The organism is Luteimonas sp. A534, from assembly GCF_054072805.1.
Map to the genome: position 1 here is coordinate 1 of NZ_JBSVRR010000001.1, position 19398 is coordinate 19398.

Below are 19398 nucleotides of genomic sequence, written 5' to 3' on the forward strand. Positions count from 1 at the left end.
CCCCCCCCCCCCCCCCCCCCCCCCCCCCCCCCCCCCCCCCCCCCCCCCCCCCCCCCCCCCCCCCCCCCCCCCCCCCCCCCCACCCGGAGCCCTGTCAAGGTCGCCCATGTCACCTCCAGCCGCTAGACTATGGCTTTCCTGCGGCAGCATGACCATGACTCCCCTTATTTTCGTCACCGGCGGCGTGGTGTCCTCGCTGGGCAAGGGCATTTCCGCGGCGTCGCTGGCGGCCGTCCTCGAAGCCCGCGGCCTGCGGGTGACGATGATGAAGCTCGACCCCTACATCAACGTCGACCCCGGCACCATGAGCCCGTTCCAGCACGGCGAGGTCTACGTGACCGACGACGGCGCCGAAACCGACCTCGACCTGGGCCACTACGAGCGCTTCGTCAACGTGCGCCTGTCGGGCAAGAACTCGATCACCACCGGCAAGATCTACGAGAGCGTGATCCGCAAGGAGCGCCGCGGCGACTATCTGGGCGCCACCGTGCAGGTGATCCCGCACATCACCGACGAGATCAAGCGCTGCATCGACACCGCCACCCAGGGCTTCGACGTCGCCCTGGTGGAGATCGGCGGCACCGTGGGCGACATCGAGTCGCTGCCGTTCCTCGAGGCGATCCGCCAGATCCGCACCGAGCGCGGCCCGGACAAGGCCCTGTTCCTGCACCTGACCCTGGTGCCGTACATCGCCGCGGCCGGCGAGCTCAAGACCAAGCCCACCCAGCACTCGGTGAAGGAGCTGCGCTCGATCGGCATCCAGCCCGACGTGCTGCTGTGCCGCAGCGAGCAGCCGCTGCCCGACAGCGAGCGCCGCAAGATCGCCCTGTTCACCAACGTCTCCGAGAAGGCCGTGATCTCGGTGGTGGACCTCGACAACATATACAAGATCCCGATGTGGCAGCACCTGCAGGGCCTGGACGCGATCGTGCTCGAGCGCCTGCGCCTGGAAGGCAAGGCCACGGCGGTGGCGGACCTGTCCGAGTGGGAAGCCGTGGTCGATGCCACCGAGCATCCGATCGACGAGGTGAACATCGCGGTGGTCGGCAAGTACGTCGACCACAAGGACGCCTACAAGTCGGTGGCCGAGGCCCTGCGCCACGGCGGCATCCGCCAGCGCACCCGCGTGAACCTGAAGTGGGTGGAGTCGCAGGACATCGAGCGCGACGGCGCGGTGGCCGTGCTGGCCGGCGCCGACGGCGTGCTGGTGCCGGGCGGTTTCGGCGACCGCGGCTTCGAGGGCAAGGTGCTGACCTCGCAGCATGCGCGCGAGACCGGGCTGCCGTACTTCGGCATCTGCTACGGCATGCAGGCCGCCGTGGTCGACGTGGCCCGCAACATGGCCGGGCTCAAGGGCGCGAACAGCACCGAGAACGACCGCAAGACCCCGCACCCCGTGATCGGCCTGATCACGGAATGGCGCACCCAGGCCGGCGAAGTGCAGCGCCGCAGCGAAGAGAGCGACCTCGGCGGCACCATGCGCCTGGGCCTGCAGGAGCAGCGCCTGAAGCCGGGCACCAAGGCGCGCGCGCTCTACGGCAAGGACGTGGTGGCCGAGCGCCACCGCCACCGCTACGAGTTCAACAACCGCTACCGCACCCAGCTGGAAGACGCGGGCCTGGTGATCAGTGCCAAGTCCATGGACGACCTGCTGGTCGAAATGGTGGAGCTGGCCGACCACCCCTGGTTCATCGCCTGCCAGGCGCACCCCGAGTTCCTGTCGACCCCGCGCGGCGGCCACCCCCTCTTCATCGGCTTCGTCCGCGCCGCGCGCGAGCGCAGGGCTGGCGGGAAGCTTCTGAAAGAAGCAACGGCATGAGCGTTTTTGGCCACGGATTGACGCGGATAAACGCGGATCAAGCGAAAACCCGTAGGAGCAGCTATAGCTGCGACCCGGGAGCTAGGTCGTGGGTCGGTGACAGTAGCTATCGCAGCTATAGCTGCTCCTACAAAATCATGGCTTTTGCTCTATCCGCGTTTATCCGCGTAAATCCGTGGCAAAAAAAGGCTTGTCAATGAACCTCTGTGGATTCGAAGTTGGCCTCGACCAGCCGTTCTTCCTGATCGCCGGCCCCTGCGTCATCGAGAGCGAGCAGCTGCAGCTTGATGTCGCGGGTCGGCTCAAGGAGATCACTTCAGCGCTCGGCATCAACTTCATCTTCAAGTCGAGCTTCGACAAGGCCAACCGCACCTCGGGCACGGCCTTCCGCGGTCCCGGCATGGAGGAAGGCCTTCGCGTGCTGGCCGAGGTGAAGCGGCAGATCGGCGTGCCGGTGCTCACCGACGTCCACGAGTACACGCCGATGGACGAAGTGGCGAGCGTGGTGGATGTGCTGCAGACGCCGGCCTTCCTGGTGCGCCAGACCGATTTCATCAAGAAGGTCTGCGCCGCCGGCAAGCCGGTGAACATCAAGAAGGGCCAGTTCCTGTCGCCCTGGGACATGAAGCCCGTGGTCGAGAAGGCCAAGTCGACCGGCAACGACCAGATCATGGTCTGCGAGCGCGGCGCCAGCTTCGGCTACAACAACCTGGTCAGCGACATGCGCTCGCTTGCGGTGATGCGCGACACCGGTTGCCCCGTCGTGTTTGACGCCACCCATTCCGTGCAGCTCCCGGGCGGGCAGGGCACCTCCAGCGGCGGCCAGCGTGAGTTCGTGCCGGTGCTCGCACGTGCCGCGATCGCCGTCGGCGTCGCCGGCGTCTTCATGGAAACCCACCCCGATCCCGCCAAGGCGCTGAGCGACGGACCCAACGCCTGGCCGCTGGACAAGATGCGCGCCCTGCTGGAAACGATGCTCGAACTGGATGCGGTCACCAAGCGTGGCGGCTTCCTGGAAAGTCAGATCTAGAAGCTTTGCCACGGATTTACGCGGATAAGGGCGGATTTACACGGATAGATCAAGAACTGAATCTTCCTTGCTGTAGGAGCAGCTATAGCTGCGACCGCACATGGACCCCAGCTCGGGAACGCAGCTATAGCTGCTCCTACATTCGCAAGATGTTTGCTCTATCCGTGTAAATCCGCCTTATCCGCGTAAATCCGTGGCAAAAAATGCTCTTCCCGTAATCCCACATAAAGCGACAAAGCGAGCCCATGACCAATATCGCCAAGATCCATGCCCGTGAAATCCTCGACAGCCGTGGAAATCCCACGCTGGAAGCCGAGGTGACCCTCGCCGATGGCGGATTCGGCCGCGCGATGGTGCCCTCGGGCGCATCGACCGGTACGCGCGAGGCGGTGGAGCTGCGCGACGGCGACAAGACGCGCTACCTCGGCAAGGGCGTCACGCAGGCGGTGGCCAACGTCAACGGCGCGATCGCGGATGCGCTGAAGGGCTTCGATGCCGCCGACCAGGCGGGCCTCGACAAGCGGCTGATCGATCTGGACGGCACCGACAACAAGGGCCGGCTGGGCGCGAATGCGCTGCTGGGTGTTTCGATGGCGGCGGCGCACGCGGTGGCGGCCTCGCGTCGGATCCCGCTGTGGCAGCTGCTCGCGGGCGACCGCGCGCCCGTGCTGCCGGTGCCGATGATGAACATCATCAACGGCGGCGCGCATGCCGACAACAACGTCGACCTGCAGGAATTCATGGTGCTGCCCGTAGGCTTCGACTCCTTCTCCGAGAGCCTGCGCGCGGGCACCGAGATCTTCCACGCGCTGAAGTCGGTGCTGAAGGGCCATGGCCTGAGCACGGCGGTCGGCGACGAGGGCGGCTTCGCCCCCGACCTGCGCAGCAACGTGGAGGCGCTCGACACCATCCTCGAAGCCATCGGCAAGGCCGGCTACCGCGCCGGCGACGACGTGCTGCTGGGCCTGGACGTGGCTTCGAGCGAGTTCTACGACAACGGGAAGTACCACCTGGTAGGCGAGGGCAAGCGCCTGTCGGCGGAGCAGTTCACCGACTTCCTGGCCTCGTGGAGCGACCAGTACCCGATCGTCACCATCGAGGACGGCATGGCCGAGGCCGACTGGGACGGCTGGAAGCTGCTCACGCAGCGCCTGGGCAACCGCGTGCAGCTTGTCGGCGACGACCTGTTCGTGACCAACCCCTCGATCTTCCGCGAGGGCATCGACACCGGCACCGCGAATGCGATCCTGATCAAGGTCAACCAGATCGGCACCCTGACCGAAACGCTGGAGGCCATCACCATGGCCGACGCCGCCGGTTACGCCGCCGTCATCTCGCACCGCTCCGGCGAGACCGAGGACACCACCATCGCCGACATCGCGGTGGCGACCACGGCCACCCAGATCAAGACCGGCTCGCTGTGCCGCAGCGACCGCGTGGCCAAGTACAACCAGCTGCTGCGTATCGAGGAGTCGTTGGGCGCGGGCGCGCGCTTTGCCGGCCGCGACGCCTTCGTCTCGCTGAAGCGCTGACGGAACCGCCATGCGCACGCTGCGGATCGTGCTGGTGGTGCTGGTCGCGCTGCTGGCGTGGCTGCAGTACCGCCTGTGGTTTGGCAGCGGCGGCAACAACGAGGTTGCCCAGCTGCAGGCGCAGGTCGAGCAGCAGGCGCGGCAGAACGATGGCCTGCGCGAGCGCAACGCCGCGCTCGCCGCCGAGGTCGCCGACCTCAAGTCCGGCGAGGCGGCGATCGAGGAGCGCGCGCGCGCGGAACTGGGGATGATCAAGCCCGGCGAGGTGTTCTATCGGGTGGTCGACCACGCGCAGCCGGCGGCGGACGCGGAGGAAGAGTCGCAATGAACCGGACCGTTATTTCTGGCAACGACGGAGATGCCCAGTGACCTGGGTCGTGGTCCCGGCCGCTGGCCGCGGCGCGCGCTTCGGCGGCGCCGTGCCCAAGCAGTACCTGGAGGTCGCTGGCGAGCCGCTGATCGCGCACAGCTTGCGCGCGTTGTTCGCACACCCCGGCGTCAAGGGCGCGGTGGTGGCGCTGACCGAGGGCGACACCCGCTGGCAGGGCTGGAGCGACGGCAGTGGTCGTCCGGTGATCGCCTGCACCGGTGGCGACACGCGCGCGGAATCGGTGCTGGCCGGCCTCGCCGCACTCCCCGACGACGTGCGCCCCGATGCCTTCGTGCTGGTGCACGATGCCGCCCGCCCGAACCTGCGCCTGCTGGACCTTGCGGCCCTGCTCGAGCGCGGCCGCGAGGATCCGGTGGGCGCCATCCTCGCCAGCCCGGTGCGGGACACGCTCAAGCGCGCGGGCGACGATGGCGGCATTGACCGCACCGAGCCCCGCGACCGCCTGTGGCGCGCGTTGACGCCGCAGCTGTTCCGGCGCCTGCAGCTGGGTCGTGCGCTGGAGGCCGCCGCTGCCGATGGCGTCGAAGTCACCGACGAAGCCATGGCCATGGAGCGCCAGAGTGCGCGGCCGCTGCTGGTCGAAGGCGCCGCGGACAACATCAAGATCACGACGCCAGACGACCTGGCCTATTTCGAATTCCTGCTGGCGAGAAGGTGCGAAGCGCCCGATGAGTGGGCTTCGTCTCGGCGCTAGGCTTGGCCATATAAAACAGATGACGAGAGCCCGGCTGCCAACGTAAGAAGAAACCAAGCCATAGATATATATAGTCGGCGGCGAGTCTTCGTGGCCATGGCTACAATTTCAGCTGGCAGCTTGATGCCATAGAGTTCGTCGCCCTTTACGTTCTGCATGGCTTGATAAGCACCATGAGCCCAACCAAGCCCTGTCCGGGTGCGCAATTTGTTGGCGAGCAGATCGTTGAACTCAATAAATGATGTTCGCAGTGAATGCAACGAAATGAAGTAGATCGGGGCAGTCACAAGCATGCCAAGCCAGCCTAAAACGAGCAGAAAATTCAGCAGAGTATTCAAAGTTCCTTCTCCCAGCCGAGCGTTGCTGGTGGCCGTACAATTAATTCGCCCCCGAGCCCACCGCCTGTGGAGACGTACAAGCTCCCACCACCATGGTCGTTAAATTTGACTACTATTCCGACGGCAAGTCCACCGCCGATCTTTAGTTTTGCGTATCCCATGGGGTTACCCTTCATAGTGATATCCGTTGTTCCCTCTGCATCCCCCCACGAGAACAGCCTGAAGTTTGCGTTGGCACCAACGAATGCTCCAAGTCCGATGACTTTATAGACTCCAACCCGATCGCTTTGCCACGGTCGAGTGGTCTTGATCGCTATCGCTTCAAAACCAACCCCTACTGCGCCTGCGCCACTTGCGGAGAATGAGGTGCGCCTGGCTCCGCGCTCAGTGATGTTGCTCGCAAGTTCCATGACGTTGTTTGCCAGCGGGATCTGCGGCTGGGTCCCCGTTTGACTTCTGGAGACGCTTGTTACTCCCCCCTGTGCACTCATAGCGCCATGCGACAGCATTCCTTTCGCAACCTCACTTCCTCGTAAGTGCGAGCCCGTGGTCTTTTGATCATCCCCATCTACAGCTTGTCGGCCGTCGGGGTCGATCAAGCCGTACGGATTGTTGTTCGCGTACCGATATCGGTGGAACTGCCCAACTGGATTTAAGTGCGCGGACACGGGATCCGTGGACAAGAATAGTCCAACTTCGGGGTCGTAATAGCGCTGAACACTCTGACCCGACGCGGATTCCGCCTGTTGCTGCGATCAACCCCCGACGCCATGCGGCCTGCCGCCGCCAACTGCCCTTGAAGCACCCCTGCCGTTCTCGCCAAAGCTCTTGAAGCGACTTTCGGCTGCCAGCGTCGCAGCGTCAAGGACGCTATCCACCCGTTGCCCCCCCACGCAAGCCCAACTGTGGGGATGCAATGAGCATCGCCGCCGTTGGTTGCGGGCGCGCAAAAGGCGTGAAGCTGACCCGGTTAGTTGGTCCTCGGTAATCACTTCAATTGTTCGCAGCGAGAATTATAGGAACCAACGGGCTCGATATTTTTCCGGAGAAGTAGCCGCCACCTTCAAGAAAGACGCAAGGCTTCTCATAGCGTTGAAAGCTATTGATAGGCATGGTGCCGTAGACCGTGGTAGGTCTCGCGCTCGGGAAATTGCCGCCCTCAATCCTCTTGCCATCCAAGAATGGCTGCAAGGGAAACTTCTTAGAGTTGTCCGCACACTCAACCACAACAATCGAAAAGTATAACTCCCGTTCTTTGATCACTTGGACATCACGCTGGTCAAGCATAACTTCAACAATTACATTCGCGTCGATAATGCGTGCGCTAGTCGAAGTCGGGTCTGCGCTATGTGTGCACGCGGTCAAAATCAATGCGAACGCGCAAACTGTGATTGTATAATTCGGTCGCATGATTAGGGGTTCCGCTTTTCTTGATAAGAGGCGTCGATGGTCTCCGTGGCTTTGGCCTCGTTCATCATCGTATTGAAATAACCGTGATGTGCGTTGGATGTCTGGGACGTGGTGGCTCCTGACGTGTTAGTCGCTCCGAAAACCGCATGACCAACACTTGCGACCTTGTCTGAGCGATCGCCGGTTCCAGGATCTGCTGCGATGTTCACCCAGTTCTCAGTGTTGGCGGGTTTTACGCCATTGCCGGCTTGCTCACCCACTGGATCAATCGTAACCAGGTTGGTTATCGTCGCACCGGAATCATTGGCGTGCTTAATCGCTTGACTACCACCCAAGCTGTGTCCAATCACATTGAGAGGCTCGCCGTCGGCCAACCCCTTGGACATGGCTTCCGAAATACTTCCAGACTCTCTCCAGCTGAAGTATTGAATGTCGCGGTCTGGGTGCAACTGTTGTTGAGCTGCAGCATACGACTGAACAATCTGCGAACCGTTCTTGTCTCCACCGCCACCGATGTAAATGTCACGACGCCCATCCGGATCAACTCGGGTGTATGGATTGTTGCTGGCGTACCGATATCGATGGAACTGCCCTACCGGGTTTGAATACGCCGTCACCGGATCAGCGGATAGGAACACGCCCAGCATCGGATCGTAATAGCGCTGCTGCATATACACGAGCCCGGTCGCCGCGTCTTCCAAGTGCCCCGTATATCCGGGCCCATCGCGCAACGCCCGGTTGATCACCTGCCCATACGGTTCGTACTCGCTTTCCTCCGCCCTTGAGCGGTCCTGCCGCGTCACCACCACCGGACTGCCCAATGCGTCGGTGTGCTGGTACTTCACCGGTTCCGGGCCTGCGCCGAGCGAAGGCTTCTCGTGGATGGCAACCAGGGTGCCGCCAAGAAAGACGTGATCGGTCTGTAGCGCGGTCTTCTCGCTCTTCTGGTACAGCAGCCTGCCGTCCAGCCCGTACTGCGAGAACACTGTTCCCGCATCGATCTGCATGGCCAACACACGACGGCCATGGCCGTCGTATCGATAGCGTTCCACACCATCGACTTCCCGCAGCCGGTTGCCGAAGTCGAAGCGGTAGGTTTGCGCGGTGCCGCCGGTGGGTTCGCGTGACTGCAGGTTGCCCTGCGCGTCGAACTGCAGCGTGAAGAGTGACGTGCCGCTGCAGCCTCCCGCCCTGATGCCACCAAGCTGGCGCTTGGCGTTGTAGCAGTAATGGTGGTTGCGGCCCGTGGGGCCGCCCACGTTCACCTGCGTGAGGTCGTCAAGCACGTTGTAGACGTAGTTCGCGCCGGTCGGCCCGTACATCTCCGAGGCGACGGACGTCAGCCGGTCCAGTCCGTCGTACGTCATCGTGCGCGACCGGGCGCCGCCCTTGGCCAGGCGCAGGTCGGCGATGGCAGTGACGTTGGCGTTCCGGTCGTAGGCATAGCCGTCGTGCAGAAACTCCTCGGCCCCGTACACCGACGACACCGTGCCCGGCAGCTGGCGCGCGTTCGGCGCCATCGCATGCACGATGCCGTTGCCATAGGTGAAGCCTGCGACCGCGCCGTTGGGGTGGTAGCCGATGCCGCTGGCGTAGGTCGCGCCGGCGCTGGTGATCGCCGTGGGCTGGCCCAGGGCGTTGACCGCGGTCGTGACCACGCGGCCGCTTGGATACGTCAGCTTGATCTCGTGCCCATTGGCGTCGTATGCGTGCCCGACCAGGAACATGTACCAGGCCGGTACCGCGATGGCTTCGGTAGTCAGCAGGCCACGCCGGTGGTAGCCGTACAGGTTGCGGGTTTCCTTGGGATCGCCGCCCTCGACGCCGATGTTCCAGGTACTTATCTGGTGCGGCTTGCCGTCCCGGAAGTAGGTCCACGCCTGGTCGCCATTGCCGTTGCCGTTGCTGTCCTTGGGGAAGGACAGGGTCTTCAGCCGACTGCGCGCGTCGTAGGTGCGGTCCACCCGGCGGGCGCTGATGGTGGGCGTGGTGCCGGCCAGGTGACAGGCCGTGGCCGCCGGCAGGCCCGCGGCCGACCACGCCAGGTTGCCGGTGCCGTCATAGCCCATCAGGGTGGCGCCCGTCTCTGGTTCCACGCTGCGGCACAGCTCCTGATGCGGGTTGTAGGCATAGGTCCGGTCGACCGCCAGCGTTCCGCCGGCAGGATTGGTGTGGTTGCTGCGCCGGAGCAGCGTCGGCTTGCCGAACACGTCTCGGGCGATGTGGGTGAAGGCGCCCTCCGGATGGGTGATATGCACCGGGAGGTCGGTGGTCGGTTGGTCCCAGGCCAGATAGCGGGTCAGCGTCTGCTGGTTCTCCGCATTGGTGACGTGCGTCTGGAAGCCGGACTCGTAGAGCGTGGTGGTGGTCAGCAGGCCCTGCTCACTATCCTGCGAGACCGAGGTCGCGCGGCCCAGCGCGTCGTACTCCGTCCAGGAACCGGAAGTGGGGTTGTGCACGGTGGCCGGGTAGGAGGCGAAGGTGGTGCGCCCCTCGTGGTCGTAGGCGAAGCGCTGGAAGCGCTGGGTCCCCGCCGCGTTGGCCGTGTCGTACTCGCGCGTCACCAGCGGGCGCCACAGGGCGTCGAAGTAGGAGACCCGGCGGCCATTGCCGGTCGCCACCGTTTGCCGCCAATGGCCGGCCGGGATCCCGTATTCGGTGCTGTCGACTTGCTGGAAAGCCTGGGTGGTGGCCGCCCACGTGCTGGTGTTGCAAGTATGGGCCGCAGCTTCGGAGGGGTAGGTGACCTGGCTGATCCGGCCCATGGCGTCGTAGAGATAACAGGTGCGCGAGCCGTTCTCGTCGTCGATCCAGTCGATCCAGCCGCGGTCGTTCACATGCGCGGCGTGCATCGCGCCGGACGGCGCTTCGGGCGTGGCCGGATAGGTGATCAGCTGCGGGATGCCGTGCTTCCAGTCGGCCAGGGTGGTGGCATGACCATTGCCGTCGGCCACGCTCGCGGCGGTGCCGCGCTGGCCGCCGGGTAGCGGTGCGGCCGTGTTCCAGCCCAACGTCTGCTCGATCTTGCCGAAGCGTTCGGTGACCAGGGGCAGGGCGTAGGTGGGGTCGTAGCTGCGCTTGAACATCTCCGTGCCGCCGCCGCAGCCGGCCGGCAGCGCAGTGAACGGACCAATGCAGACCGCGCGGTGGACCTGCCCCAGGACCCACTTGACCATGTTGTCCCAGTAGAACGTCTCCTCCTGGCGAGTCGGGTTGCCCGGAAGGGTACTCGATCTGGTTACGCTCTTCGGCCGGGCGAAGGTGTCGAAGGTTGGCCTGCCAGATGAAGTTGATGTCATCCTGCTGGATGGTCCGGTTGGTCACCGGCCGCTGGCGGACGCTGGCGGGGTCGCCGACTCCGCCGAGGTTCGACCCTTGCAACCCATGGAACGGCTGCGCTGCGGCCTGTGCTTCGGTCATGTATGTGCTGGTCTCGCTCCGCGCCACCGTGGTGTTGGCGCGCAACGTTTCCACTTTCAGCTGGCGCCCATCGTTGTCGTGGTAGCGCATGCCGAAGGTGTAGCGCGTGGCGCTGGCGTCAGGATGGGTGACGGTCACCGTCTTGCTCGCGGTGCAGGTGGTGCAGGGATACGACGGGGGCTCGGTCGGCAGGCCCCAGAGGCTCTGCAGGTGGGCGGCATAGCTGTACGTCCATTCCTGCGCCTGCAGCCCAGGGCCGCTCAGGGTCTTGCTGTCGATGCTCATCACGTCGAAGAAGTGCGGTACCCGGAGACGGTAGCTGGGATCGTAAAGATCTCCGGTGCGCTCGCATTCGGTGACATGGACGCCGCTGCGGGAGTGCCTGCGGTTGTTGAATTCGAACGTACCCACGGCTCCCGATGGGTGCGTGGAGGTCAGAACCAGGGAGTCTTCCTGCAGCAGAGGGAAGCCGGCGCACCAGGGCAGCGTCGGCACCCCGACGGAGTCGGGCGGCGGCATCAGGTCGTTTGAGTAGGTGTATTTCCAGGTGCTGTGGTCGGGTCGTTCGACTTCTGAAAGACGGGCATACAGCCCGCTGCCAGTGTGGGTATACCTGTAGTGCCACGTCCGGCCCTGGCTCGCGGCCGTCGCCAAGCGTCCGCCGGTGTAGGTCAGCGTGATCTCGCGGTCGTCGTTGGACCAGATCCGGGTCGGGTGTCCATTCGCGTTGTACTGGAGCTCCACGGTATTGCCGAACCGGTCCTCGATCTTGCTGGCCAGGAGGTACAGCCGGTTGCGCGGTGCGTAGACGGTCAACGGCATCTGGCCGGACCGCTTGACCAGTCCTTCCAGCGTGGCTGCAGTACGCGTGGTCGGAGTATCGAAGTGGTAGCGAAGTCCCGACACGGTGGTCATCCGGAAACCCTGGCCCGTGAAGCCCGGCTTCATCGGAATGCACTCGAAGACGTCGCGGTCGGGTGTGGTCAGCTTGTACGTCGCGCCCCCGGTGGGGCGCGGAAGTTCGGCCAGCATGCCCAGGGCGTTCATGCTGCCCCGGCCCGGGACGTTGACGGTCACGCCCTGCCAGATGTCGCCACGATGGAAACCCTGTGGGGCTCCGCTGGGCACGTATCCGCCATCGCAGCGCAACGCGGCTCCGGCGGAAACCAGATAGGTTGCGGCCATGTGCGGCACGTCCACGTCCCAGTTGCCCATGCCACGGAGCAGGGCGTCGTAGCTGCGAATCAGGTTTTGCGGCTGAAGCTCGACCGAGAAACGTCGGGTCAGCTGCACCGGCAGAGCGTTGTTGCCCGGGACGTCGATGTCGGTGACCGCGAAGGCGGTACTGCCGTTGTATAGGCTGACCTGCTCGCCGAACAGGCCGTGCTCGAGCGGCGAAATGTTCTGGGCAGTCTCGACGCGTTTGCGGTACTCGACGTAGGGCTCGATGGCGTCTTGGGCAAAGAGGCCGGGTGACGCGACCAGCAGAGCCAGCGGGAAGAGCAGTCGGGATGCGACGTTCATGGTCCCCTCCATCTGCCGGCCGCAGTGCACGCCGACCGTGGATGTGGCCCCGATCAACCGGCCAAGCGTTGAGCGGGACGGCGGCGCTCCAATGCAACTCCCCGGGCGCCAACGGTTTCCCTGTAGCACGGTTCGCGGCGAGGAAGAAAATCGCGGCGACGGCGGCGCCTTTGCTACCGGTAGGAGGTGTGCGCTTACTGTGGGAGCGGCCATGGCCGCGATCGCGGCTGTAGCCGCTCCCACAGGGTCTCGGGGGCGGATTGGGCAGGTTCGCTTCATACTTGCCGGCCCCAGTCCCGATCTTCAGGAATCCAGCCCAATGACCATCCGCATCGGCCACGGCTACGACGTCCACGCGTTTGGCGAGGGCGATCACGTGATGCTCGGCGGCGTGCGCGTGCCGCACGACCGCGGCCTGGTCGCGCACAGCGACGGCGACGTGATCCTGCACGCACTTTGCGACGCCATGCTCGGCGCGCTGGCGCTGGGCGACATCGGCGTGCATTTCCCGCCGTCCGACGAGCGCTGGAAGGGTGCCGACAGTCGCGTGCTGCTGCGCCACTGCGCGGCGCTGGCCGCCGAGCGCGGCTGGAAGGCCGGCAACGTCGATGCCACCGTGATCTGCGAACGCCCGAAGGTCGGTCCGCACGCGCAGGCGATGCGCGAGGCGATCGCGGCGGACCTCGGCATCGCGCTGGACGCGGTCAGCGTCAAGGCCACCACCAGCGAGCGCCTGGGCTTCATCGGCCGCGAAGAGGGCATCGCCGCGCAGGCCGTGTGCCTGCTCGTGGCGGCGTGAGCGAAGCGACGCGTCGCATGGAGCTTCCGCGCGCCCACGGCGCGCCGGTGCTGGCCGCGCGGATGCGGGTCACTCCGGAAGATTTCGACGTCACCGAGATTGCCGGCTTCGACGCCAGCGGTGCCGGCGAACACCTGCTGCTGACGGTCGAGAAGCGAGGCATGAACACCGCCTTCGTCGCGCGCCTGCTGGCCGAGTGGGCCGGCGTGGACGAGCGCACGGTCGGCTACGCGGGGCTGAAGGACCGCCACGCGGTTACGCGGCAGCGCTTCAGCGTGCAGCTGCCGGGGCGGGAGGCGCCGGACATCGCGACGCTCGAGCGCAGTGACCCGGCCACCGGGCAGGCGCTGCGGGTGCTCGACCATGCCCGGCATGCACGCAAGCTGCCGCGCGGTGCACTGGTAGGGAACCGCTTCGTGTTGGTGCTGCGCGATGTCGAAGGCGATGCCGCCACCATCGAGGCGCGGCTGCAGGCCATCGCCGCCCGCGGCGTGCCCAACTACTTCGGCGTGCAGCGCTTCGGCCGCGGCGGCGGCAACGTCGACAAGGTGCGACGTATGTTTGCGGGGATGCGCGTGCGCCGCGACGAACGCGCGCTGCTGCTGTCGGCCGCGCGCTCGGAGCTGTTCAACCGGGTGCTGGCCGCGCGCGTGGAATCAGGCCGCTGGGATCGCGGCCTCGAAGGCGAGGCGTGGATGCTCGACGGCAGCCGCAGCGTGTTCGGACCCGAGCCGTGGAGCGACGCGCTGGCGGTGCGGCTTGCCGCGTTCGACATCCACCCCAGCGCGCCGCTGTGGGGCCGCGGCGAGCTGCGCAGCGTGGACGACGCACGGGCGCTGGAACTGGCCACGTTGGCGGACGACGACAGCATGGCGCTGCGTGCCGGACTGGAAGGCGTCGGCCTGAAGCAGGAGCGCCGCGCGACCCGCCTGCGGCCCGACGGACTGGCCTGGCGCTGGCTGGCGGGCGATGTCCTGGAGCTCGGGTTCGCGCTGCCCGCCGGCACCTACGCCACCTCCGTCCTGGCCGAGCTGGGCGCCGTGGCCGATCCGCACGCAGCCTGAGCCGCCGCCTGTCGGAAACCGCTCCCAGGCACTGGCCCGGCGGCACTGCCGGGTATAGAGCTGGGCTGCGCGCCGCGTTGGCGCGCAATGACGGGAGACGATCATGAGAACGCATCTCCGTATGGTCCTGATGGCGATGGCGGCCGTGATGCTGGCAGCCTGCGCCACGGATGGCAGCCAATTGTCGAAAGCCACGCCCCAGCACCAGGGCAGGCTCGTCACCGACACCGAATACGTCGCCTACGTAGAGCGAAAGGCGCTCAGCCGCGGCGTCGAGGTGTACTGGGTGCAGCCGCCGACACGGGCCGTCGCCAGCACCGACACCGACGAATAGTCAGCGCCGGGCCAGCAGCACCAGCACCGCGCCGGTCCCGCCCTGGGCGGGCGGCGCGGAATGGAAGGCCAGCACGTCCGCGCGATGGCGCAGGACACGGTCGACCACGTTCTTCAGCACCGGCAGGCTGTCTGGTGAATTGAGTCCCTTGCCGTGGACCACGCGCACGCAGCCGTGGCCGGCGTCGCGAGCCTCGGCCAGGAAGCGGCGCAGCAGGATTTCGGCAGTGCCGGCATCGGTGTGGTGCAGGTCGAGCTCGTCCTGGGCGGCGTAGAGCCCCTGTGACAAGCGCTTGAGGGTGCGTGGCGGCACCTGGTCGCGGCGGTGCGAGAGCACGTCGCCGCGTTCGATCACGAAGGCCTCGCCGCGGCCCAGCCGGAAATCCTCGCGCGCCTGCGCTTCGTCGCGCTCGGCCATGCGGGCCCGCGGCCGTGGGCGCGGGCGCCCGGGCGGGGCGGGAGCTGCGGGCAGTTCGCGCACCGGGCCGACCGCGGCGCGGAACAGGGCCGCATCGTCCTCGTCGTCGTCGTGTTTTCCGCCCGGTCCAGACATGGTGCAAGCCTAGCGCGAGGGACCCCGGGCGTCGCGTTCCGTTATCATCGACGCAATGAAAATCCTCGTTAGCAACGACGACGGCGTCGACGCCCCCGGCATCAGCGCACTCGCCGAAGGCCTGCGTGCCGCCGGCCACGAGGTCACCGTCGTCGCCCCCGATCGCGATCGCTCCGGCGCCAGCAATTCCCTCACCCTCGACCTGCCGCTGCAGGCGGTGCAGCTCGATGCGTCGACCTGGCGCGTCCACGGCACGCCGACCGACTGCGTCCACGTCGCCATTACCGGCATGCTCGACCACGATCCCGACATCGTGGTCTCGGGCATCAACAACACCGCCAACCTGGGCGATGACGTCATCTATTCGGGCACCGTTGCCGCGGCGATGGAAGGCCGGTTCCTGGGCCTGCCCGCGGTGGCGGTGTCGCTGGTGACGCGCGACCATGTTGGCCGGCATTACGAATCCGCCGCGCGCGCCGCGGTCGAGATCGTCGCCCGCTTGAAGGCTGATCCACTGCCCGCCGACACCATCCTCAATGTCAACGTGCCCGACCTGCCCTGGTCGGAAATCGAGGGCTTCGAGGTCACGCGCCTGGGCAACCGCCATCGCGCGGAAGCCTGCATTCCGGCGAAGGACCCGCGCGGCCGCCACTTCTGGTGGATCGGCGGCGCCGGCGCCGAGGCCGACTCGGGCCCGGGCACCGATTTCCACGCCGTGCGCACGAAGCACATCGCGATCACGCCGATCCAGGTCGACCTGACGCGCTACCAGGCGCTCGAGCAGGTCGCCGCCTGGGTCGGCGGGCTCGAAGAAGCCCTGCGCAACGGAGGCCCGGCGTGACGCCGCGGCTGCGGCTGCAGCCCGAAGCGCTCGGTGTCGGCATGACCTCGCAGCGCGTGCGCGACCGCCTGATCGAACGCCTGCGCGGCAACGGCATCACCGACGAGCGCGTGCTCAACGCCATCCGCGTGGTGCCGCGGCACCTGTTCATCGACGAGGCGCTGGCCACCCGCGCCTACGAGGACACCGCGCTGCCGATCGGCCACGGCCAGACCATCTCCCAGCCCTGGGTGGTGGCGCGGATGACCGAAGCCCTGTTCGACGGCGCCCAGCCCAAGCGCGTGCTCGAGGTCGGCACCGGCTCCGGCTACCAGGCGGCGATCCTTGGCGCGCTCGGGCTGGAGGTGTTCACCGTCGAGCGCATCGGCGACCTGCTGCGGGTCGCGCGCAAGCGCTTCCGCTCGCTCGGGCTCAACGTGCGCAGCAAGCACGACGACGGCCGCATCGGCTGGCCGGAGGAAGCGCCTTTCGACGGCATCCTGGTCACCGCGGGTGCGCCGGCCCTGGTCGAGGCGCTGACCTCGCAGTTGGCTCCGGGCGGCGTGCTGGTGGCACCGGTCGGCGCGGGCGGCGCGCAGTCGCTGCTGCGCCTGCGCAAGGACGCCGAAGGCCACATCACCCAGGACACGCTGGCCAGCGTTGCCTTCGTGCCCCTGCTCTCCGGACTGGTGGACTAGGCATGACCGCATCCGTGCCCCCGTCCGGCCCCGCTGGCGACGCCTCGCTGCGTACCCAGCTCGAAGCGGTCATCGCGCGCCTGCCAACGGGTTCGATGAGCCTGGGCGAACTGCTCGGCGTCATCGGCGACGAAGGCCTGCTGGTGCTGTCGATCCTGCTGACCCTGGTGTTCCTGATCCCGGTATCGATCCCGGGCGTGAGCACGGTGTTCGGCGCGGCGATCCTGCTGGTCGGGATCAGCCGCCTGTCCGGACGCCCGCTGTGGGTGCCGAAGCGGCTGGCGGAACGGCAGCTGCCCGCCGATCGCCTGCGCCCCGCACTCACCGCGGGCATGTCCTGGGTGCGCCGGCTGGAGCGCATCAGCCGTCCGCACCGCATGGCCGCCGTGGTCGACGGCCGCCCGCAGCGGGTGTTCAACAACCTCGCTTTCATTTTCGCCGCGCTGCTGCTGATGGCGCCGTTCGGACTCATTCCGTTCAGCAACACCATCCCCGCGATCGCGCTGCTGCTTTACGCTGTGGGCTTCATCCAGCGTGATGGCGGTGCGGTGCTGCTCGGCCATCTCGCCACGATCTGCACCGTGATCTATTTCAGCGTGCTGATCGGAAGCAGCGGACTGGCCCTGACGCACCTGTGGCAGCATTTCGCAGGTTGAATCCACACACCATGCCCAGCCTGGAGGTTCCCTCGCGCATGCTCCCGATCCGTCGCACCGCCCGCATCGCCCTGGTTCCCGCCGTCGCACTGATGCTGGCACTTGCCGGCTGCGGCACGAGCAAGGTGGTCCGCGAAGGTGGCGCTTCGGCGACGCGCGCGTCGGCGCCGAAGCCGGGGCAGACGGTCACCGTGCGCAAGGGCGACAACCTCTACCGCTTGGCGGTCAACAACGGCATCAGTCCGCTCGACCTGGCGATGTGGAACGGCATCCAGGCCCCGTACACGATCTATCCCGGACAGCGGCTGCGCCTGTATCCGTCGTCGGGCATGGGCGGCAACACGCGCACGGCCGGCACGTCCACCGCGTCGGGTGGCGGCACGAGCGGCACTTCGCGCCCGGTCACCGACAGCCGCGGCAGGGCCGTGCAGCCCACGCAGGCCCCGCCGCAGCCCACGGGCTCGGCGCCTGCGAGCAGCGCCGTGTCCTGGCGCTGGCCTGCCGACGGGTCTCTCGTCAGCCGGTATGTCGATGGCGATCCGACCCGTCAGGGCATCGGCGTGGCGGGTTCGGCGGGGCAGGCGGTGCGTGCCGCCGGCGACGGCGTGGTGGTGTACTCGGGTTCCGGCCTGGTCGGCTACGGTGAACTGGTGATCATCAAGCACGACGAGCAATGGCTGTCGGCCTATGGCCACAACCGCAAGCGCCTGGTGGGCGAGGGCGACCGGGTGAAGGCCGGCCAGCAGATCGCGGAAATGGGCCGCACCGGCGCAGACCGCGACATGCTGCACTTCGAGATCCGCTACAACGGCAAGCCGGTCGATCCGCTGCGCTACCTGCCGCGCCGCTGAGCGCGCGCGACCGCGACGTTCCGGTGCTCAGCTGCCGGAGAGGATGAATCCAGCCACCACGCGCCGGCCTTCGCTGGCCAGCACGTTGAAGGTGCGCGCGGCAGCGGCGTTGGTCATTGCTTCCAGGCCCACGCCGCGCGCAAGGCAGGCGGCCATCGTGCGCGGCGGCGGGAAACCCTGCGTGTCGCCGGTGCCGATCACGAGCACTTCGGGATCCAGTGCGAGCAGCGGCTCGAGCTGTTCCGGCGTGAGTCCGGCGATGGGCGCGGCCGCCCAGTCCTCGACCAGGCGATCGGGCGAGATGATGAAACTGGCGGAGAGCTGGCGATCATTCACCCGCGCCGAACGGCCGTCGGCGGCGCGCAGCACGTAGTCGTAATCCGGGCGTTCCTGGACGAGATCCATCGCGCGGCCTCCCGGGCTCAGCCTCGCGGCAGGACGATCTGGCGCTTCTCGCTGTTGGGGCGGTAGAGCACGGCGACGTGGCCGATGCGGTGGACCAGCACGGCACCGCTGCGCTTGGCCAGCTCGGCCATCAGGGCGTCGCGCGCCTCGCGGTCGGCCGCGGCCACCTTCACCTTGATCAGCTCGTGGTGCCCAAGTGCGCCTTCGACCTCGGCCACCACGGCGTCGGTCAGGCCTTTTCCGCCAAGCTGCAGCATCGCCTTGAGCCCGTGGGCCTGGCCGCGCAGGAAGCGGATCTGGGCGGCGGTAAGGTCGGCGGTCATGTGGGCTGCAGTCAGGTGCGGAGGGCCACGCAGGGTATCATGGCGGCCCGCAATTGCTCCGTCCGCAGGCGATGGCCACCCGCAGTAAAAGCAGCCAGCGCTGGCTCCAGGAGCACTTCGCCGACCCCTTCGTGAAGAAGGCGCAGGCCGAGGGCATGCGTTCGCGCGCGGCGTACAAGCTCGAGGAACTGGTCGCCCGCGACCGCCTGCTGAAGCCGGGCATGACGGTGGTCGACCTTGGCGCCGCCCCCGGGGGCTGGTCGCAATGGGTCCGCCAGGCCCTGGGCGACAGCGGCCGGGTGATCGCCCTGGACATCCTGGACATGCCGCCGCTCGCCGGCGTCGAGTTCCTTCATGGCGATTTCAGGGACGATGTGGTGCTCTCGCAGCTCGAATCGATGCTTGGCGGGGCGCCCGTGGACCTTGTCTTGTCCGACATGGCCCCCAACAAGAGTGGTGTAGCAGCCGTCGACCAGCCCCGGGCCATGCACCTGTCCGAGCTTGCGATGGATTTCGCCGACCGGCACCTGCGTCCGGGTGGCGCCTTCCTGATCAAGCTGTTCCACGGGACCGGGTTCGACGATTACGTGCGCGAGCTGCGCCGGCGGTACGCGAAGGTCGCGGTCCGCAAGCCGGCGGCCTCGCGCCAGCGTTCGCCGGAAGTCTATGCCTTGGCGCAGGGCAAGCTGGAACGGATCAAGTAACCTAGCGGCGTTGCCGCGGAGCGGAATCGAGAAT

General features: G+C 66.8%; 20 protein-coding genes. 13 read left to right on the plus strand and 7 right to left on the minus strand.

Translation table 11 applies throughout. The features are described from left to right. Positions 1-154: 154 nt before the first annotated feature. The 5 genes from ACW5F0_RS00005 to ispD all read left to right on the plus strand — a co-directional run bounded on the left by ACW5F0_RS00005 (position 155) and on the right by ispD (position 5466). Entirely contained in the window at positions 155-1819 is a 1665-nt protein-coding gene (locus ACW5F0_RS00005; protein ID WP_456964000.1) for a CTP synthase, read from the plus strand. A 196-nt stretch (positions 1820-2015) separates the two neighbouring features. Further along, positions 2016-2849 (plus strand): 3-deoxy-8-phosphooctulonate synthase, encoded by an 834-nt coding sequence (gene kdsA, locus ACW5F0_RS00010; protein WP_456964001.1) that lies wholly within the window; start codon positions 2016-2018, stop codon positions 2847-2849. A gap of 245 nt (positions 2850-3094) precedes the next feature. After that, the gene (gene eno / locus ACW5F0_RS00015; protein WP_456964002.1) at positions 3095-4381 is read left to right on the plus strand and encodes a phosphopyruvate hydratase; all 1287 of its coding nucleotides are present in this window, start codon (positions 3095-3097) and stop codon (positions 4379-4381) included. 10 nt (positions 4382-4391) lie between these two features. After that, a complete protein-coding gene (gene ftsB / locus ACW5F0_RS00020) occupies positions 4392-4709 on the plus strand; it encodes a cell division protein FtsB (protein WP_456964003.1) in 318 nt (105 codons plus the stop codon). 37 nt (positions 4710-4746) lie between these two features. Continuing rightward, a complete protein-coding gene (gene ispD, locus ACW5F0_RS00025) occupies positions 4747-5466 on the plus strand; it encodes a 2-C-methyl-D-erythritol 4-phosphate cytidylyltransferase (protein ID WP_456964004.1) in 720 nt (239 codons plus the stop codon). Here ispD and ACW5F0_RS00030 read toward each other — a convergent pair. The 4 genes from ACW5F0_RS00030 to ACW5F0_RS00045 form a co-directional block, all read right to left on the minus strand. Next, positions 5463-5804 carry a hypothetical protein gene (locus ACW5F0_RS00030; RefSeq protein WP_456964005.1) on the minus strand — a complete coding sequence of 114 codons (342 nt, stop codon included), beginning with the start codon at positions 5802-5804 and terminating at the stop codon, positions 5463-5465. The genes ispD and ACW5F0_RS00030 overlap by 4 nt on opposite strands. After that, positions 5801-6403: a hypothetical protein gene (locus ACW5F0_RS00035; protein WP_456965288.1), complete on the minus strand. Its 603-nt coding sequence runs from the start codon at positions 6401-6403 to the stop codon at positions 5801-5803. The genes ACW5F0_RS00030 and ACW5F0_RS00035 overlap by 4 nt, the downstream gene beginning before the upstream one ends. 394 nt (positions 6404-6797) lie before the next feature. Beyond that, on the minus strand, positions 6798-7091 hold the full coding sequence (locus ACW5F0_RS00040; RefSeq protein ID WP_456998763.1) for a hypothetical protein: 294 nt from the start codon (positions 7089-7091) through the stop codon (positions 6798-6800). A 125-nt stretch (positions 7092-7216) separates the two neighbouring features. Beyond that, complete coding sequence (locus ACW5F0_RS00045) at positions 7217-10390, minus strand: RHS repeat-associated core domain-containing protein (protein WP_456998764.1); 3174 nt, start codon at positions 10388-10390, stop codon at positions 7217-7219. A 2087-nt stretch (positions 10391-12477) separates the two neighbouring features. On the opposite strand from ACW5F0_RS00045, the gene ispF reads away from it, so the two are divergent. The 3 genes from ispF to ACW5F0_RS00060 all read left to right on the plus strand — a co-directional run bounded on the left by ispF (position 12478) and on the right by ACW5F0_RS00060 (position 14355). Then, complete coding sequence (ispF, locus tag ACW5F0_RS00050; protein ID WP_456964008.1) at positions 12478-12957, plus strand: 2-C-methyl-D-erythritol 2,4-cyclodiphosphate synthase; 480 nt, start codon at positions 12478-12480, stop codon at positions 12955-12957. 17 nt (positions 12958-12974) lie between these two features. After that, positions 12975-14021 carry a tRNA pseudouridine(13) synthase TruD gene (gene truD / locus ACW5F0_RS00055; RefSeq protein WP_456964009.1) on the plus strand — a complete coding sequence of 349 codons (1047 nt, stop codon included), beginning with the start codon at positions 12975-12977 and terminating at the stop codon, positions 14019-14021. 103 nt (positions 14022-14124) lie between these two features. Beyond that, positions 14125-14355 (plus strand): hypothetical protein, encoded by a 231-nt coding sequence (locus ACW5F0_RS00060; protein WP_456964010.1) that lies wholly within the window; start codon positions 14125-14127, stop codon positions 14353-14355. On the opposite strand, the gene ACW5F0_RS00065 is transcribed toward ACW5F0_RS00060, so the two are convergent. Next, positions 14356-14907 (minus strand): Smr/MutS family protein, encoded by a 552-nt coding sequence (locus ACW5F0_RS00065; protein WP_456964011.1) that lies wholly within the window; start codon positions 14905-14907, stop codon positions 14356-14358. A gap of 55 nt (positions 14908-14962) precedes the next feature. Between ACW5F0_RS00065 and surE the strand changes: the two genes are divergently transcribed. Genes surE through ACW5F0_RS00085 form a run of 4 tightly spaced genes read left to right on the plus strand, consistent with a single transcriptional unit; the run spans position 14963 to position 17932 of the window. Beyond that, the gene (surE, locus tag ACW5F0_RS00070; RefSeq protein WP_456964012.1) at positions 14963-15748 is read left to right on the plus strand and encodes a 5'/3'-nucleotidase SurE; all 786 of its coding nucleotides are present in this window, start codon (positions 14963-14965) and stop codon (positions 15746-15748) included. Continuing rightward, complete coding sequence (locus ACW5F0_RS00075; protein ID WP_456964013.1) at positions 15745-16425, plus strand: protein-L-isoaspartate(D-aspartate) O-methyltransferase; 681 nt, start codon at positions 15745-15747, stop codon at positions 16423-16425. Before surE ends, ACW5F0_RS00075 begins: the two co-directional genes overlap by 4 nt. 2 nt (positions 16426-16427) lie before the next feature. Beyond that, positions 16428-17081 (plus strand): exopolysaccharide biosynthesis protein, encoded by a 654-nt coding sequence (locus ACW5F0_RS00080; protein WP_456964014.1) that lies wholly within the window; start codon positions 16428-16430, stop codon positions 17079-17081. Positions 17082-17119: 38 nt separating this feature from the next. Continuing rightward, on the plus strand, positions 17120-17932 hold the full coding sequence (locus tag ACW5F0_RS00085) for a peptidoglycan DD-metalloendopeptidase family protein (protein WP_456965224.1): 813 nt from the start codon (positions 17120-17122) through the stop codon (positions 17930-17932). Positions 17933-17959: 27 nt separating this feature from the next. Here the strand turns inward: ACW5F0_RS00085 and ACW5F0_RS00090 are convergent, their stop codons facing one another. Beyond that, positions 17960-18337: an Mth938-like domain-containing protein gene (locus ACW5F0_RS00090; protein WP_456964015.1), complete on the minus strand. Its 378-nt coding sequence runs from the start codon at positions 18335-18337 to the stop codon at positions 17960-17962. A gap of 17 nt (positions 18338-18354) precedes the next feature. Beyond that, a complete protein-coding gene (gene yhbY, locus ACW5F0_RS00095; protein WP_456964016.1) occupies positions 18355-18660 on the minus strand; it encodes a ribosome assembly RNA-binding protein YhbY in 306 nt (101 codons plus the stop codon). A gap of 71 nt (positions 18661-18731) precedes the next feature. On the opposite strand from yhbY, the gene rlmE reads away from it, so the two are divergent. Then, a complete protein-coding gene (gene rlmE, locus ACW5F0_RS00100; RefSeq protein WP_456964017.1) occupies positions 18732-19364 on the plus strand; it encodes a 23S rRNA (uridine(2552)-2'-O)-methyltransferase RlmE in 633 nt (210 codons plus the stop codon). Positions 19365-19398 lie beyond the last annotated feature (34 nt).

Coding starts and splice junctions, on each gene's coding strand:
- rlmE (WP_456964017.1), top strand. CDS start 18,732: ATGGCCACCCGCAGTAAAAGCAGCCAGCGCTGGCTCCAGGAGCACTTC.
- ACW5F0_RS00060 (WP_456964010.1), top strand. CDS start 14,125: ATGAGAACGCATCTCCGTATGGTCCTGATGGCGATGGCGGCCGTGATG.
- ftsB (WP_456964003.1), top strand. CDS start 4,392: ATGCGCACGCTGCGGATCGTGCTGGTGGTGCTGGTCGCGCTGCTGGCG.
- truD (WP_456964009.1), top strand. CDS start 12,975: ATGGAGCTTCCGCGCGCCCACGGCGCGCCGGTGCTGGCCGCGCGGATG.
- kdsA (WP_456964001.1), top strand. CDS start 2,016: ATGAACCTCTGTGGATTCGAAGTTGGCCTCGACCAGCCGTTCTTCCTG.
- surE (WP_456964012.1), top strand. CDS start 14,963: ATGAAAATCCTCGTTAGCAACGACGACGGCGTCGACGCCCCCGGCATC.
- ACW5F0_RS00090 (WP_456964015.1), bottom strand. CDS start 18,337: ATGGATCTCGTCCAGGAACGCCCGGATTACGACTACGTGCTGCGCGCC.
- ACW5F0_RS00005 (WP_456964000.1), top strand. CDS start 155: ATGACTCCCCTTATTTTCGTCACCGGCGGCGTGGTGTCCTCGCTGGGC.
- ACW5F0_RS00065 (WP_456964011.1), bottom strand. CDS start 14,907: ATGTCTGGACCGGGCGGAAAACACGACGACGACGAGGACGATGCGGCC.
- ACW5F0_RS00045 (WP_456998764.1), bottom strand. CDS start 10,390: ATGGTCAAGTGGGTCCTGGGGCAGGTCCACCGCGCGGTCTGCATTGGT.
- yhbY (WP_456964016.1), bottom strand. CDS start 18,660: ATGACCGCCGACCTTACCGCCGCCCAGATCCGCTTCCTGCGCGGCCAG.
- ispF (WP_456964008.1), top strand. CDS start 12,478: ATGACCATCCGCATCGGCCACGGCTACGACGTCCACGCGTTTGGCGAG.
- ACW5F0_RS00085 (WP_456965224.1), top strand. CDS start 17,120: ATGCTCCCGATCCGTCGCACCGCCCGCATCGCCCTGGTTCCCGCCGTC.
- ACW5F0_RS00040 (WP_456998763.1), bottom strand. CDS start 7,091: ATGCTTGACCAGCGTGATGTCCAAGTGATCAAAGAACGGGAGTTATAC.
- eno (WP_456964002.1), top strand. CDS start 3,095: ATGACCAATATCGCCAAGATCCATGCCCGTGAAATCCTCGACAGCCGT.
- ACW5F0_RS00080 (WP_456964014.1), top strand. CDS start 16,428: ATGACCGCATCCGTGCCCCCGTCCGGCCCCGCTGGCGACGCCTCGCTG.